At 40.5% G+C, this 14,692-nt stretch carries 15 protein-coding genes; 6 read left to right on the forward strand and 9 right to left on the reverse strand.

Translation table 11 applies throughout. The annotated features are described in order from the left end of the window. Positions 1 to 341: 341 nt before the first annotated feature. The 3 genes from RG47T_RS14220 to RG47T_RS14230 are packed head-to-tail and all read left to right on the forward strand — an operon-like array spanning position 342 to position 3,125. Positions 342 to 1,232, forward strand: coding sequence for an SDR family oxidoreductase (locus RG47T_RS14220; RefSeq protein WP_074493455.1), 891 nt, complete (start codon positions 342 to 344; stop codon positions 1,230 to 1,232). A 26-nt stretch (positions 1,233 to 1,258) separates the two neighbouring features. Continuing rightward, the gene (locus RG47T_RS14225) at positions 1,259 to 2,194 is read left to right on the forward strand and encodes an NAD(P)H-binding protein (RefSeq protein ID WP_074490086.1); all 936 of its coding nucleotides are present in this window, start codon (positions 1,259 to 1,261) and stop codon (positions 2,192 to 2,194) included. A 7-nt stretch (positions 2,195 to 2,201) separates the two neighbouring features. After that, a complete protein-coding gene (locus RG47T_RS14230) occupies positions 2,202 to 3,125 on the forward strand; it encodes a helix-turn-helix domain-containing protein (RefSeq protein ID WP_074490087.1) in 924 nt (307 codons plus the stop codon). A gap of 195 nt (positions 3,126 to 3,320) precedes the next feature. On the opposite strand, the gene RG47T_RS14235 is transcribed toward RG47T_RS14230, so the two are convergent. The 3 genes from RG47T_RS14235 to RG47T_RS14245 form a co-directional block, all read right to left on the reverse strand. Further along, positions 3,321 to 3,929 (reverse strand): porin family protein, encoded by a 609-nt coding sequence (locus tag RG47T_RS14235; RefSeq protein ID WP_074490088.1) that lies wholly within the window; start codon positions 3,927 to 3,929, stop codon positions 3,321 to 3,323. A gap of 521 nt (positions 3,930 to 4,450) precedes the next feature. Further along, entirely contained in the window at positions 4,451 to 5,215 is a 765-nt protein-coding gene (locus RG47T_RS14240; RefSeq protein WP_074490089.1) for a LytR/AlgR family response regulator transcription factor, read from the reverse strand. Continuing rightward, positions 5,196 to 6,098: a sensor histidine kinase gene (locus RG47T_RS14245; RefSeq protein ID WP_245770818.1), complete on the reverse strand. Its 903-nt coding sequence runs from the start codon at positions 6,096 to 6,098 to the stop codon at positions 5,196 to 5,198. The genes RG47T_RS14240 and RG47T_RS14245 overlap by 20 nt, the downstream gene beginning before the upstream one ends. 415 nt (positions 6,099 to 6,513) lie before the next feature. On the opposite strand from RG47T_RS14245, the gene RG47T_RS14250 reads away from it, so the two are divergent. From RG47T_RS14250 to RG47T_RS14260, 3 genes are all read left to right on the forward strand, one after another. Continuing rightward, positions 6,514 to 6,960: a DUF2141 domain-containing protein gene (locus RG47T_RS14250; RefSeq protein WP_091690927.1), complete on the forward strand. Its 447-nt coding sequence runs from the start codon at positions 6,514 to 6,516 to the stop codon at positions 6,958 to 6,960. Positions 6,961 to 7,008: 48 nt separating this feature from the next. Continuing rightward, positions 7,009 to 7,713, forward strand: coding sequence for a DUF4397 domain-containing protein (locus tag RG47T_RS14255; protein WP_245770819.1), 705 nt, complete (start codon positions 7,009 to 7,011; stop codon positions 7,711 to 7,713). A gap of 141 nt (positions 7,714 to 7,854) precedes the next feature. Continuing rightward, positions 7,855 to 8,781 carry a DUF4421 family protein gene (locus tag RG47T_RS14260; protein ID WP_074490092.1) on the forward strand — a complete coding sequence of 309 codons (927 nt, stop codon included), beginning with the start codon at positions 7,855 to 7,857 and terminating at the stop codon, positions 8,779 to 8,781. 63 nt (positions 8,782 to 8,844) lie between these two features. Here the strand turns inward: RG47T_RS14260 and RG47T_RS14265 are convergent, their stop codons facing one another. From RG47T_RS14265 to RG47T_RS14285, 6 genes are all read right to left on the reverse strand, one after another. Further along, positions 8,845 to 9,135, reverse strand: a complete 291-nt coding sequence (locus RG47T_RS14265) for a hypothetical protein (RefSeq protein WP_074490093.1) — start codon at positions 9,133 to 9,135, stop codon at positions 8,845 to 8,847. A 21-nt stretch (positions 9,136 to 9,156) separates the two neighbouring features. Continuing rightward, on the reverse strand, positions 9,157 to 10,293 hold the full coding sequence (locus tag RG47T_RS14270) for an AI-2E family transporter (protein WP_074490094.1): 1,137 nt from the start codon (positions 10,291 to 10,293) through the stop codon (positions 9,157 to 9,159). A gap of 8 nt (positions 10,294 to 10,301) precedes the next feature. Further along, complete coding sequence (locus RG47T_RS26110; protein WP_171972535.1) at positions 10,302 to 10,469, reverse strand: hypothetical protein; 168 nt, start codon at positions 10,467 to 10,469, stop codon at positions 10,302 to 10,304. A gap of 174 nt (positions 10,470 to 10,643) precedes the next feature. Beyond that, a complete protein-coding gene (locus tag RG47T_RS14275; RefSeq protein WP_074490095.1) occupies positions 10,644 to 11,225 on the reverse strand; it encodes a hypothetical protein in 582 nt (193 codons plus the stop codon). 17 nt (positions 11,226 to 11,242) lie between these two features. Further along, on the reverse strand, positions 11,243 to 12,580 hold the full coding sequence (locus RG47T_RS14280; RefSeq protein ID WP_074490096.1) for an OmpA family protein: 1,338 nt from the start codon (positions 12,578 to 12,580) through the stop codon (positions 11,243 to 11,245). Positions 12,581 to 13,087: 507 nt separating this feature from the next. Then, positions 13,088 to 14,689 (reverse strand): SusD/RagB family nutrient-binding outer membrane lipoprotein, encoded by a 1,602-nt coding sequence (locus RG47T_RS14285; protein ID WP_074493459.1) that lies wholly within the window; start codon positions 14,687 to 14,689, stop codon positions 13,088 to 13,090. Between the last annotated feature and the right edge of the window lie 3 nt (positions 14,690 to 14,692).

Below are 14,692 nucleotides of genomic sequence, written 5' to 3' on the forward strand. Positions count from 1 at the left end.
TTCATTTTACAAAACGTAACTTTTGCATTACAAAACAATATTATTGAAATCACATCGAGAGCAATAAGCGTGGTCACTGATGCAGCTCGGGGTGGCAAAAGGCAATAAAGTAAATAGTGAAAAGAACTCACCTGCCATCCGACTACAGTTGAGTATGAATACCCAATTAAAGGCAGAAAATAAATTCACATTTTACAAGTACGATTAACGGAAATAAGTAGCAGCGAATTCAGGATCTTAATCTTTGCATGCTTTTATGGTTTTGGCTAAACAAAAAGCAGATTTGGATAAATCCTAACGGCCAAAGCAGCACATCTTTGTATCAACAAAAGAAAACAATTATGCGCGTATTTGTAACAGGAGCCACAGGCTTCATTGGTACTGCCATTGTGCAGGAGTTAATAGGTGCCGGCCACCAGGTATTAGGGCTGGCCCGGTCGGATGCATCTACCCAAAAGCTGATCGATGCCGGAGCAGAAGTTCACCGGGGTGACCTGGAAGATCTTGATAGCCTGAAAAGCGGCACTGCGTTGGCAGACGGCGTAATCCACGCCGGATTCATCCATGACTTTACCCGCTTCGCGGAAGTTTGCCAGGCAGATAAAAAAGCTATTGAAGCCATAGGCGAAGTATTAGCCGGCTCTAACCGCCCGTTTATTGTAACCTCGGGAACAGCGCTGGTAAGCCCAGGAAAACTGGCCACCGAAGACATCATCCCACCGCTTAACCCAGCATGGCCGCGGGCTTCAGAGCAAACAGCAGATGCCATGGCCGCCCTGGGTGTCCGTGCGGCAGCTCTTCGTTTATCACCATCAGTACATGGCGACGAGGATAAACACGGATTTATCCCCATGCTGGTTAATATCGCTAAAGAAAAAGGTGCATCGGCTTATATTGGCGAGGGACTCAACAGGTGGAATGCCGTACACAGGCTGGACGCTGCCCATCTATTCCGCCTGGCATTAGAAAACACTACCCCGCGTGCCCGCTATCATGCTTCTACAGAAGAAGCCATCACAGTAAAATCTATTGCTGAAGCTATCGGTAAACAACTGAATATCCCGGTAAAATCAATCGCACCAGAAGCTGCCGCAGAACATTTTGGCTGGTTTGCACAAATGGCCGCCATTGACTGCCCTGCATCTAGCGTATGGACACAGGAGCATTTAAACTGGCACCCAACACACCCTACCCTGCTTACCGATATTGAGAACGGCGTTTATACCAAATAACGAGCAATAAAATTGAATTAAAAAAGATGAACATTATTGTAACAGGATCTATAGGGAACATCAGCCAGCCGCTGACAGAAATATTGGTTAAACAGGGCCATACTGTAACCGTGGTAAGCAGCGACCCCAAAAAACAAACAGCTATAAAAAACTTAGGCGCAATACCAGCCATTGGCTCGATCTCCGATGTCAGCTTTTTAACCGATACTTTTAAAGGTGCAGACGCAGTTTATGCCATGATTCCTTTGAGTTTTACCGAACCTGATTTGGGCGATTACTTGCACCGTATGGCGCAAAACTACGCACAGGCTCTTAAAGAAGCTGGCATCAAACGGATTGTATTGATGAGCGGCTGGGCAGCAGACTTGGTTAAAGCCGAAAACGTAGAACATGTATTGGATGGGCTGGATGCCTCTATTACTATTATGAGGCCAGCCGCCTTTTATACCAATTTCTACCAGTCGATGGATCTGATCAAAGGCAAGGGCTTCATCGGCAAATTACTAACGCTGCGTTACTCCGGCCTTCGGGCCTTACTGACCGGTAGAACCGGCCTGCTGATGGGAAACTACGGCGGAGAAGACCGGATAGTTTTTGTATCGCCAAAGGATATCGCCGACGCCGTTGCAGAAGAACTGCAATTGGTGCATAAAGAGAAAACCATCCGTTACGTAGGCAGCGAGGAAATAACCTGTAACGAAGCAGCCAGAATAATTGGTACAGCTGTAGGTAAGCCCTGGCTAAAATGGGTATTACTATCGGATAAAGAAATGCTGCAGGGATTGAAGATGGCCAAGTTGCCTGAAAAACTGGCCGAAACATTAGTAGAAATGCAGGCGGCCATGCATAGCGGCAAAACCCTTGAGAATTTTAACCGGAGCAAGCCAAAAATGGGTAAGGTAAAGCTTGCAGATTTCGCTAAAGAGTTTGCAGCAGCTTACCATAAAAATAACGAACTTTAACTTAGCTATGAATAGTAACCAGCTTTTCCGTTTCCAAACAATCACCGAATATCACCGGGCGGCGGGCCTGCCTAAACCGGCGCACCCGCTGATTAGCCTGGTGCACATGGACGACCTGAGCAGGCCACTGGCCGAAAGTTCGTTCAGTGTGGTTTATGATTTTTATTCGATCTCGATGAAAAGGGTGAAAAACGCCAAATTCAAATACGGCCAGCAGGCCAGGGATTTTGATGAGGGCGTACTGTTTTTTATGTCGCCCGGCCAGGTTTTTGGTGTGGACTTTGAAAAAGGCAGCATGGTGCACCGCCCCGAAGGATGGATTATACTGATCCACCCGGATTTTTTATGGAATACGCCGCTGGCCAAAACCATTAAACAATACGAATACTTTAATTACTCTGTTTACGAAGCACTCTATCTTTCAGACAAAGAAGAAACGATGCTCACCACCATCACGCAAAATATTGAACAAGAGTACCATGCTAATATCGACCGGTTTAGCCAAAGCGTAATTATTGCACAGCTGGAACTATTGCTAACTTATTCGGAAAGGTTCTACCAGCGGCAATTCATCACCCGCAAAATCGCCAACCATGAAATCCTAACCAAGCTGGAAGATATGCTCACCAATTACTTTAATAGCGGCGCGCTTGCTCAGAAAGGTCTGCCCAGCGTTACCTATATTGCAGAAAAATTAAATATTTCACCAGGCTACCTAAGCACCCTGCTTAAATCCCTTACCGGACAGAATACGCAGCAACACCTGCATAACAAGCTTATCGAACTGGCCAAAGAGAAATTGTCGACCACCAATCTTTCCGTTAGCGAAATCGCTTATGAACTGGGTTTTGAACATCTGCAGTCTTTCAGCAAGCTATTCAAAACAAAAACCAGCTACTCGCCGCTAGAGTTCCGCCATTCTTTCAATTAAAACCAACAAACATCAACTTTATACATTCAGGGCGTGTTGATGATGAGTTTAGAAATACTTATTATGTGGTTATTTGCGGGAATTATTTAACTTAAATAGCGGGAACAGGGCGCCTATACTTTTTATAATCGCCGAAAGCCCCGGCGCAAATGCGACCGGGACTTGGGTCATCGGCAGACTAAGTGATTCCTGATTCTAAAAAACGTAGAAGATACTGGCCTGTATGCTATTGTTTTTGAAGTCTCCTAAAACAACAGATGGTACTTCCTGAACTTTTTGCAACCCGTAAACATACCTTGCATCAATGCCTAAACCTATGCTGGATTTGTATCCAACTCCGCCAACCATGCCAAAATCAACTTTTTTGAAATATTTGGCATCTGTGATTCCGCCAATATCTTCTTTTACTTTAAAACCCGCTTGCGGGCCGGCTTCTACAAACAAGCCAGAATTGGTACGGTATTTTAAAAGAATGGGAACAGAGGCATAAGAAAGTTTGATATCTTGTGTACCGAGTATCCCTCCCTTAACTTTAGCACCTTGCATGGCATAAAGAAATTCTTCCTGCACCATAAAATTATCTGTGAATTTGTAGGCAACTGTAAGCCCGGCCTGGAAACCCGGCAGTGGGTCTGTAGGGAAATTGGCGCTTGTAAAATTGCTGGCATTGCCACCGGCTGTTAAGCCAAATTCCATTTTACTCAGGAGTTTTTTCCCGAAGCTTTGATTTTCAGTAGTTGTTTGACTAAAACTTTTGCTTGCTATTGCAACCAAAACGACTAAAATTGATAGTAACTTTTTCATAAATTCTTACTTGTTGTAACTTTTAAATTTTGTTGCTTGCATATAGCAAGCTGCTTATTTAAGTCAAAGGTGCGGCATCATAGAAAAGCTTTCTAGCAAAATGTAACCGAAGCGGGCAAATTCACAGTTGAAACTGTTTAAACCAGATTGAAAAAAAAGCGACAATAAGGATAATAGCGCAGAAAGGCTGTCTGCACCACAAACCTTTTAGGCTGCATTGAGTGGTGGCAGCTTTATAAATTGCAGGCATGCTTCCCTGCCAAATAATTAAGATTTACTCCGTTAGTTATAAGCAATTAATGAGCAATATTAGATTACCCCGTAAATGTGAGTTTTAATTTATAACGCGGGGGGGGATTGTGCCAAAAGGAAAAAGTAGAGAAAGAGCTTACAGAGCAACATCATGCCATTTGTAGAAATTTGCTGATAGGGCGCAGAATACGCTTAGCATACGTTTATGCTCAAAAATTTATACCTGTCAAACAAATAACCCGAATTATGCATTCACACATTAACCAAAACTATCCTTTGGCCAGCCAGTTAAGAAATTGTGGTGCTTTTCCTTTGCTCACAATTACCTTCTCGGCAAAGGGTACGTTAAGATTTAAAGAAAGTTTCCTGGAGAAAAAACTGGAGACATCTATAATTGCCTTACGACAGATAAGGTGCTGCCTGTTGGCCCGGAAAAAAGAATTCCCGCTTAGTCTTTCCAGTTCATCCAGATTTTTATTTGGGTAAAAGGTTTTGCCAGAAAATGTAAGCAAATGCGTAATCTCATTGCTGAGGTAGCACATTGCAATGTCATCCAGATTTACCGGGATGATCTTATCCTGATGATAAACCAGCACTGATGCTACAACCTGTGTGTTTTTTGCCGACAGCATTTGCAGCAAAGCATCAAACTGCGGTGTTTGATCGGTAGAAAATACCCTTTTCAGCTGCTTGTACTTTTTAAGAGCAGTATCAAGTGTTTGCCTGGTAAATGGTTTTAAGATATAATCTATCCCGTTGGCTTTGAACGCATCCAGCGCATATTCATCATACGCGGTACAAAAAATAACAGGGACATCAATGGGCTTACTTACAAATATCTCAAAACTTAGCCCGTCGCCCAATTGGATATCACTAAAAATGAGGTCCGGAGCATCATGCGTATTAAAATAGGCAATACCCTCCTTCACCGATCTTAACTGCACGATGTCTACCGTTTCATCCATCAGTTTCCTGATATTCAATTCCAGATCGTCTGCAACGACCCCCTCATCCTCAATGATTACTATGTTCATTATCTAACAATTTAATACTGACTGAAAACTTGTCTTGTCCGTCTTTAATAATTATCTCATCGCCTGACCATAGCCTGTACCGCTCAGCAAGATTAGCTAACCCATAATTAGTTGACATGACCTTGATTTTTTTCTTTTGAATGTTATTGCTAACCACCAGACGGTCGCCATCCTGGCTGATCATAACCTGCAGCGGATCCTCCAGTGTAAAATTATTATGCTTGAAGGCATTTTCAAGTAGTGGCTGAAGCGAAAACGATGGAAGATAATAATTATCCAGCGTTTCATCAGCTAAGGTAATCCGGCAATCCACCGCGGAACCAAACCGAATCCGCTGCATGGCCAAATAGTCATAACATAAATTAACCTCATCCTTCAGTTTAGATACATTGGCGCTGTGGTGATAAATGGATGCCCTTAAAAAGTTGGCCATGTGCACAATATAATCATCGGCCACTTGTGTGTCTTTATGGTAAAGCGCTTTAAGTGTATTTAATGCGTTGAACAGAAAATGAGGATGGATCTGTTGCTTAAGCGCCAAATTCATAGCTTCTGCATTGGCTGTATGCAAACGTGCTAATTCAAGCTCGCTATACATCTTATGCTCATATAACAACACAGAATCGTGCAGAAGGGTAATTAAGGTATTAACAACAAGACCCGATCCTACGAATGCAAAAAAGGAGCCGATTTCTAAAAACGACCATTGAATATCTCCAAAATAACCAAAGGCAGGCCGCAGCAAAAGATAAATCAGCACACTTATAGGATAGGTTGACAGCCGCCTTAAAAACGAAAATTTTTTTGAACTGATCGGGTTCTTTTTAGCTAAAAAAATCATTAGCACGATATCTGAATACCCTACCAGCAAAATCCCCGACATGGTTAACAAAGTATACGCAATAGTATGATGAACCGGCCTATCGGTATTAGAGGCTACCAGATAAAAAATAAAACCGATAATAATCGTTTGTAACCAGGTTAGTTGGGTTAAACGCCTTAAAGGCAACTTTTCTTGCATATAGGCTAAGTTACTTATTTAGCCGGATCGTTGCACTGATTTTGTACCGAAGCAGGCAAATTGGGCTCCCAATATTAAAAACACAACATTAAACAGCCAATGTATTTTACCTCATCAAAATAACCGGCAGGCAAGCTGGTATGATCGTATTTTTTCATATCCCTTATCATAACCTTCAGCTATAATTATGCCCGCTTCACCGGGTTTTTATGAGCAGCCTACAATGGGTACCTCTACTTTTGATGCCATAAGTAATTGCAAATTAATTTTAAAAACCATGAAAAAGACAATTGTATTTGGCATTAACCTGTTAATGGGCCTGCTGTTTATTTGCCTGGCTTCTTATATCCAGGCACAGCACGAAACAGCTATTAAAGTAACCGGGATCAGATCGCCGAAAGGAAAAATTGTGCTAAACGTATTTAAAGATAAGGCGACCTATGATGATGAACAGCCTTACAAAAAGTTAACGTTTGAAAAAAGCGCACTCGCTGACGGAACGCTTACCATAAGCTGCGAACTGGAGCCAGGCATCTATGGCTTTACCATGGTAGACGATGAAAACTCCAATGGTAAAATTGATAAAAACATTATCGGGATGCCCAAAGAAGGATTCGGGTTTTCCAACTTCTTTATGCAGAAGATGAAAAAGCCAGTGTTCGATGATTTTAAAGTCGATTTAAAAACACAGCAAAAAATAGAAATCAAGGTAAAATACATGTAACAAACTTTCAATTAAATAAGGGAATACTAAGCATTAAATTTCAAACGAATGAAAACTAAAATCAATATGAAAACAACAGCAATTTATAACAAACTATTTACGGGGCTGGCCTTTGTAATTGCAGCAATATCTATTTCTTCATGCAAAAAAGACACGATCGACGCTTCCGGACAATTTAATATTAAGGTAGTAAATGCAGCCGCAACATCCGGCGCACAAAGCTTTACCCTGGCAGGTAATGTGCTGGTAAGCGGCGGGCTTAATTATACTGATGCTTCTGCCTACATTAATGCACCATCCGGAAAAAACATGACGATGGAGTTCAAGAATGCAGGAACCAGCAGCGTTTATGCCTCGGGCTCGCTTTACACTACCAATGGTGTAAATTTTACGGTTTACCTTGCCGGACAGGGCTCAAATGCCAGGGTTAAAGCTTACGAAGATGATTTAGGTGCTCCTAATAATGGCCAGGTGAAAATTAAATTTATCCACCTGAGTAATAATGCCCCTTCTGTAATCACAATCAAAAACTCGTCGGGCGATGACTTGGTAACTACACTGGCCAGAGATATTTCTAGTGGTTACAAATATGTATCCCCGGGAGCTTTATCGGTACAATTTTTTGGTACCGCTTCAAGAGATAATATAGGCAACTTTACCGTGGCCGATCTTGTGGCCGGCAAAATATATACCCTTTATTTAACAGATACTGCCACCGGGGGCGTAATTCTTAATAAAGTGCTTCACAATTAATAAATCTGATAATGCACCAAACCCGTGTCGTTAATCAACGACGCGGGTTTGGTGTTTATATTAAGCTTAGCATATTTTATTGCTCCAATAATTTATCAATAGCATGGATAAAAACATTTAGCCCGCGATCATAAAAGCATCATGAAGTTCACCTGTTTAGCGCTTTTCTTTTGTAGTGTTACCGCCTGCCCGGCGCTTGCGCAAAAATTAGCCATAGATACAGTCTTTATTAAGAGTTATGCTCAAAAAATAATAATACAGGGCTATTTTTCCACTAATAACATTGAGCTGGTTACTGCCGGAAAAACTTATTTGCCCAATTATCCGCTTAATGTTGGTTTAGGGCTCGCTGTAAAGAACACGGTAATAAATGCAACATTTGATTATGGGCTGCTGCCATTAAAAAGCAATACCTATGGCAAAACAAAATTAACCGATTTCCAGATCCACAACTACGGCAGGCATTTCATGCTCGACCTGTTTCTTCAAAAGTATAAAGGCTTCTATAATAGCGATATAAACAATCATCAGATCGTTAACTATCCCAACCTGTCGGTTTCCCAGATCGGAGCAGAAGGCTCTTATATTTTCAACGGAAATAAATTTTCGGGGAAAGCGGCGTATGAGCAAAGCGAAAAACAACTCCAGTCGGCCGGGAGCTTTATATTAGGAGGTGGCGTTTACTTATTCAAGATCGGGCTTGATAGCCTGATGGTAATTCATGCAAGCACCCCTATTCGTACATTTCAGATTGGCGTAAATCTGGGCTATGGCTACTCGTGGGTAATTAATAACTATTGGATGCTATCTGGCATAGCCAAAATTGGGGCCAATACAGAAAACGAACCCCAAATGGCCGGTACCGGAAAATTCAGAATCTATCCAACCGCCTTTGCCAAAGGATCTGCAACTTATCAAAAGCCAAATTGGTCTGTATCCTTTCTGATGCTCATTAATAACAAATCAGTGTATGCCTACCAAAATGAATTTAAAGTAACTGTAGTAAATTTTCAACTTGCTTATGTGCGGCATTTGAACAGTATATTTAAAAGAAAAAAACGGGTATAACTATATAAAAAGCGACTGCACATTTAATCAAAAAGCCCGGATTTTATTCCCGGGCTCTCCTTATTACATTGGCTTGTTTCTTAGTTTTGACTTACTAACGTAAACTTTTTTTCCTCTTGCATTTACATAATAGTAATGCGATTTTTTGTTGATGTAAATAGTTTGTCCGGCAGGGCCAACTTTACCATCATATTTTTTGTCGGCAACAGCCGAGGCACCTTTTACAGCAACCTGAGCCGTTTTATTACCAATCTTATTGATTGTTTTCCCTACGCTACCCTTGTCGGATGTTTGCGCAAACGAATGTAAAGACACCAATAATGCAGGTATCATTAAGAATTTTAATTTGTTCATATACTTAATTTTGGTTTTATATTAATTATTATCTGTTGGTATTACGGCCTTAGCCTTACTCTTAGCTTTCATTTTAGTGGCCAGTTTATTTTGCTTATGCTCCTCGTCTCCAAGGATAATACCCCATGATTGCAGGCTTTCTACCCTATCGAATATAATTTTCAGCACAGCAATAACAGGTATTGATAAGAACATGCCGGGTATTCCCCAGATCATTTCACCTATAATTACCCCTAATACGGTTATTAAGGCGTTTATCCTCACTTTTGAACCCACTACAACCGGTAATAATATATTACTGTCTGCCAAGTGGACCACAACGAATACAACGGCTACCAATAAAACTTTACTGACAACGGTTGCTGTAGCAAAGGTGATTAGCGAACTGACAACAAGCGCAGAAAAAATGCCTATATAAGGGATAATGTTGAAGATACCTGTTATTAACCCCAGCAAAAACGCATACTTAATACCCAAAGCCCACAATGCTAAGGCAACTACTCCGCCAACTATAGCCATTTCAATCAATAAGCCGATGATATACTTCCTGATGATATATTGTACCTGTTCAATAATATCGTGCACCAGGTGCTTGTTTTCTTCCAGAAATACAGATTCAAAAAACTTCATAATGAGGCGTCTGTATAACAGAAAGAAAAAAGTATAAATAAACGTAAATACAAAAAACAACAGCAATGAAGAAAGTGTAAGCAAGGTAGCACCAGCAACAGCGGTACCCGAAGCCATTATTTTGGTAGTTGCAGTATGTACGTAAGTTAATTGCTTGGAATAACCCACATGGAATGTGGCCGCAATCCATTCCTGTAAATTATCTACCGATTTGGTGAGTTGGTCCTGAAACTGGGGCCAGTCATTTGCCAATCCGGATATCTGTGACCCGATAACGTATAGTATAATACCAATTGAACCGAGCAGTAATAGTACAGACAGCATTGAAGCTGCGCTTCTTGGCAACCTAACCTTGTGTTCTAAAAAAGATGCCAATGGCAGCAGCAGTATAGAGAACAGGCAAGAAAATATTAATGGTGATAAAATTTCTTTGGCAACAATAACGATGTAAACCAAAGACATCAGGATAAACAGGATGCTTGCCATTTTAATATAAAACGGTAGCGCTTTAAATTGCTTAATATCCATATAGGCTGTTATGAATTTTTTCCTCTGAATAATGAGATAATCCAGATTACTAAGGCAACAACGATTACTATACCAATTATGGCTGTAATAGCACCAGCTTTAAAAATATCTCCAATAACGGTACAGCTGCTTAGAGATAATAAGATCAGTAATAGCGGGATGTAATTTTTTTTCATTTAAGTTATGATTGATATATACGTAACGTTATTGATACAATTTGGTTTTGTGTTTATAAATATCGGCATGGATATATGTTTAATATACTTGATAGGCATGCCCCTTGATGATTAAATTACATTATAAAAAAAGGCGACAATTTAGTCGCCTTTTTTTATAAAATACTTAACCGATTATCTTATATCATTTTTTATTTTCCTGGCTGTACCCTTACCTGGCAGGTAAACCTGCAAGCCAAAAGACAAACCAAGGGTGCTTTGGTAACCGGCATTACCGAAACCACCTACACCGTTATATTTCAACATGGTTTCTAAACCAATGCTAGGTGTTACAAAGTAGGCAAAACCAGGGCCGAAACTAAAATCCAGTCCATTGGTATGGCCACCACCATCACTTACATTGATACCACCCACACCAACAGTAGCTTCTCCGAAGAAACGACCGTGACGTAATACTTCCACATCTTTACCGGTGTAATAACGGCCCAATGCGCCAACACCGTAATTAGTAGTAGTACTGCTGTTATGTGCCGATTGAAGACCAAAGTTTACATAACCACCCAGTGCAACATTATCTTGAATAAACCATGCAGCTTTGGGCGTTAAGTCAACGCTAAATACTTTAGAGTTATCTAAACCTAAACTAAGGTTAGCAAAGTTTCCACCCACCAATACATTGCCTTGCTGAATCTGCGCTTTAGCAGAAAAGCTAAGCACAATAAGCCCCATAATTGAAAATATTAAATATTTTTTCATGATATTATATTTAAAGATTACAATAATGAGAATTCAACGCGTCTGTTTTTTTGACGGCCAGCTGCTGTTTTGTTAGAAGCGATTGGCTGAGTTTGACCATAACCAGTAGCTTCAATTCTTGATGCATTTGCACCCTGACCTACTAGATAAGCTTTGATAGCTTCGGCACGATCTTTAGAAAGGCTTAAGTTTAATGCCGCAGAACCTGTGTTATCAGTATGGCCTGCCAATTTTAAACTGAAGTTCTTTTCTACCAATAGTGCAGCTACACGGTTTAAGGTAGGGAAAGATTTTTCGCGGATGGAAGATTTACCTAAATCAAATTCCAGGTTTCTGATCGCTTCGTTAACAACTCTACGGTCAGCATCGGTAACAATTACACGTACTTTTTCGGTAACAACCGGAGCAGGTACTTTTAACGGGCAACCAGAACCGTCAACTGTAGTACCAGTTGGTGTTCCAGGGCATTTATCAAATTTGTTAGCTACACCATCCATATCATCATCAGACATATCTTTGGCATATTGTTGCTCGTCTGCCAAACGCTGTTGCTCTGCTATTGCTAACTTGTTTCTCAATTCCATGCTTTCTGCTGCATTAGCCTCGCGCAGGGCTGCAATAGAGCTGTAGTTTTGCAGTTGTGATGATTTTCTTTTGCCCAGGGCAATTTCGATACCGGCATGTGCATAAGTAAAACGATCATTCATAGCGCTCGCTACACCGTCAAACTTGTTGGTTTTCATGAAACTAACGGTGTAACCCAAGTCTAAGTTAATACCCTTTGACAGACCCAGTTTAAAACCAGCTCCTACCGGTACAAACCAGTTGCGTTGGTATCCGTTATTCTCTCCGCCTGGCGTGTTATAGGTTTGTGCATTGTATGACATGTAACCTGCACCGGCAGTTAAGTAAGGTGATAAGAAATTACGTTTCTGATTAAGGCTTAAGTTGGCAATAGTAAAATTAGCGCTTAATGAACCAGACCACTCGATGTGCGTTTTAAAACTGCTGTTGTCTTGCGCCTGGCTCCCTGCAAGTAAATCGTTTGACCGGAAACCTTTTATTTTACCAGCAAGGAAATCTGCCTGGATACCAAAACCCGGAAGTATTTGTTTTTTGATATAACCACCGTAACCCCATCTTTCCTGCGGTGTTTTAAAATCGCCATTTGCGTTATTGTTAAACGGTGTATAGTGTGTTAACATACCACCATTAAGGCCGATTGACCAGGTACGGAATTCTTTTTTGTCAAATCGTTTAGTTGTATCTGACATTGTTGTTTGCTGCGCAAAAGCCGACGCAGATGCACCGATCATAGATAGGATCAATGCAGATTTTGTAATTGTAGATTTCATTATTCGTATTTTGTTGCAGATTATTCTTGCGCTCAGCACTAGTAAATAACCGTGCCAAAACACGAAAAAGGAGTATCAATTACTTTATTGTTAAAAATATTTCACATAAAATACTATTTTTAAATTTATAAAAACATCATAAATCAGCTCTTAATTACCTGCCAATCAAATTGTAGCTAATTAGATTATTGATTATTGAACCATTTTAAAAAAATATTAACCAATTTCCGTCTGGTTAAATTATATTTTGTGTTAAAAATCACATTTGACATGCATTGTCCTAAAGAAAACTTGATAATTGTATTGTTTATGTTACAATTATTGAACAGTATTTACCGACACCATTCTATTTCAAACCCAGAATTTGTGAGTATTTGCATATGGATTTTTAGCTTGAGTTCTTCCATAAAGGAAAAGGCACAATGGGTTAATGCATCTCATCTGCAACTTTATTAAAAAAGTAAAGCCATTATTGCTAATGGCTTTACTTTATGTATGTTAATTCAATTATTTAAGAACCCACATTATACCGTTAATATCATCATTACCAGCATATTGACTCTGCAAGGCTTTATTATAATTAGCAGCATTAGCAGTTTGCTCGGCCGATGGGTATTTGAAGCGCGAAGCAATACGGCTACCGTTACCTGTACCAGGGCCGGTAGTAAAGACAGGGATACCCGTACGGCGGTAAGTGAAATACGACTCGAGACCAGAATGCCTGAAAAGTGCAATATACTTTTGCTGTAATATTTTGGTTAAGCCATCATTCCCGGCGCTATACTTTACACCTGTTTGGTTATAATAGGTTGCAAAGTTAGTGGGGATAAGATAAGTATCGTAATTAGACGCCGCAGTTACATCTGTAGAACCCGGGCGATAAAAATATGCGGTAAATGTACCATTATCCGGGATGCTGTACGATGCCATAGAGGCTTTGATACCTGCTTGGTAATAAGCTTCGGCATCGCCGCCTGTAACCCAGCCGCGGTTAATGCCTTCGGCAATATTAAACATCAGCTCGGGGTAACCTATCTGTATACTTGGCTCGCCGGTAAAAGTAGAATAAAAGTGCTTACGGTTAATAAACGAATAGCGTTGTAAGCCTGCATTATTATACATGATCCCCAAATCCAAACCCGGGTCTGCACCGATAAATGACGCAAAATCTGTAGGGCTTTTTTTCAGCGTATCAACAGAATAACGGGCAGGTTCGGCAGTAACAAAAACACGGGGGTCTTTTAGCGTTGTCAGTAAGCTGATATACGTTGATGATGTGTTTTTTCGGGAACCACTTTGACCAAAGTTTTGCGGATTTGATGGGTAATAATTATTTGGCGAAACAAATACATACTGCATGTTATCGCTCGAACTGGTCATGATCGGATATTTTTTGCTATCGTTTACAATAGCTGCAAACTGTGCCGGGATATTCATGTCAGGATCTGTAGTTGCCTTTTTGCTGAGCTGAATAAGCAATCTCAATTTAAAAGTATTTACTACTTGTTGCCACTTTACCAGGTTGTTGCTAAAATAAATGTCGTTGGTTAAATTGTTATCACCTGCAGCAATCAGGCTGGTTAAATCTGTATTGGCACTCTCTAACCAGGCTAACGATTGTTGCATTACTGCTTTTTGTTTATCGTAAGCGCTTTCAAGACCATCAAGTCCCTGAAGAGCCTGGGTCATTGGGATATCTCCCATTTCAAGGCTCATCTTGCTAAAAAAATATGCCCTGAAAAATTTACCCAGCGCCGTGTAAGGATTTAACGCCGGCAAGCCAGCTTTAGCAGCCTGCTGCTCCATCGACACTACGTTTTTTAATGTGGTATAATAATCCGGACCACCGCCAAAGTCATAGCGGTTGTTACCGTAATAATCGTAATTATATAGGTAATACTGGTCGTATATTTCGCTTGAGTTCTCGGGCAAATCTGAGTTGCCTTGCAAATTTGCCAGGCTATTTGCAACACCATTAAATAATAATGATGCCGGTACGTTGTTTGGTTTATTATTATTCTGAGTAAGTTCCTCAAAACTTTTTTTACAACTGCTTACTAGTAAAAGTAAAGCCAGTAGCGGCATATAGTTTTTAAATATCTTTTTCATGAT

Source organism: Mucilaginibacter polytrichastri (assembly GCF_001911425.1).
Taxonomy (GTDB): domain Bacteria; phylum Bacteroidota; class Bacteroidia; order Sphingobacteriales; family Sphingobacteriaceae; genus Mucilaginibacter; species Mucilaginibacter polytrichastri.

Excerpts from the sequence above, each read along its gene's own strand:
- RG47T_RS14255 (WP_245770819.1), top strand. The coding sequence starts at position 7,009 with ATGAAAACTAAAATCAATATGAAAACAACAGCAATTTATAACAAACTA.
- RG47T_RS14240 (WP_074490089.1), bottom strand. The coding sequence starts at position 5,215 with ATGAACATAGTAATCATTGAGGATGAGGGGGTCGTTGCAGACGATCTG.
- RG47T_RS26110 (WP_171972535.1), bottom strand. The coding sequence starts at position 10,469 with ATGAAAAAAAATTACATCCCGCTATTACTGATCTTATTATCTCTAAGC.
- RG47T_RS14225 (WP_074490086.1), top strand. The coding sequence starts at position 1,259 with ATGAACATTATTGTAACAGGATCTATAGGGAACATCAGCCAGCCGCTG.
- RG47T_RS14220 (WP_074493455.1), top strand. The coding sequence starts at position 342 with ATGCGCGTATTTGTAACAGGAGCCACAGGCTTCATTGGTACTGCCATT.
- RG47T_RS14265 (WP_074490093.1), bottom strand. The coding sequence starts at position 9,135 with ATGAACAAATTAAAATTCTTAATGATACCTGCATTATTGGTGTCTTTA.
- RG47T_RS14245 (WP_245770818.1), bottom strand. The coding sequence starts at position 6,098 with ATGTCGGGGATTTTGCTGGTAGGGTATTCAGATATCGTGCTAATGATT.
- RG47T_RS14260 (WP_074490092.1), top strand. The coding sequence starts at position 7,855 with ATGAAGTTCACCTGTTTAGCGCTTTTCTTTTGTAGTGTTACCGCCTGC.
- RG47T_RS14285 (WP_074493459.1), bottom strand. The coding sequence starts at position 14,689 with ATGAAAAAGATATTTAAAAACTATATGCCGCTACTGGCTTTACTTTTA.
- RG47T_RS14270 (WP_074490094.1), bottom strand. The coding sequence starts at position 10,293 with ATGGATATTAAGCAATTTAAAGCGCTACCGTTTTATATTAAAATGGCA.
- RG47T_RS14235 (WP_074490088.1), bottom strand. The coding sequence starts at position 3,929 with ATGAAAAAGTTACTATCAATTTTAGTCGTTTTGGTTGCAATAGCAAGC.
- RG47T_RS14230 (WP_074490087.1), top strand. The coding sequence starts at position 2,202 with ATGAATAGTAACCAGCTTTTCCGTTTCCAAACAATCACCGAATATCAC.
- RG47T_RS14250 (WP_091690927.1), top strand. The coding sequence starts at position 6,514 with ATGAAAAAGACAATTGTATTTGGCATTAACCTGTTAATGGGCCTGCTG.
- RG47T_RS14280 (WP_074490096.1), bottom strand. The coding sequence starts at position 12,580 with ATGAAATCTACAATTACAAAATCTGCATTGATCCTATCTATGATCGGT.
- RG47T_RS14275 (WP_074490095.1), bottom strand. The coding sequence starts at position 11,225 with ATGAAAAAATATTTAATATTTTCAATTATGGGGCTTATTGTGCTTAGC.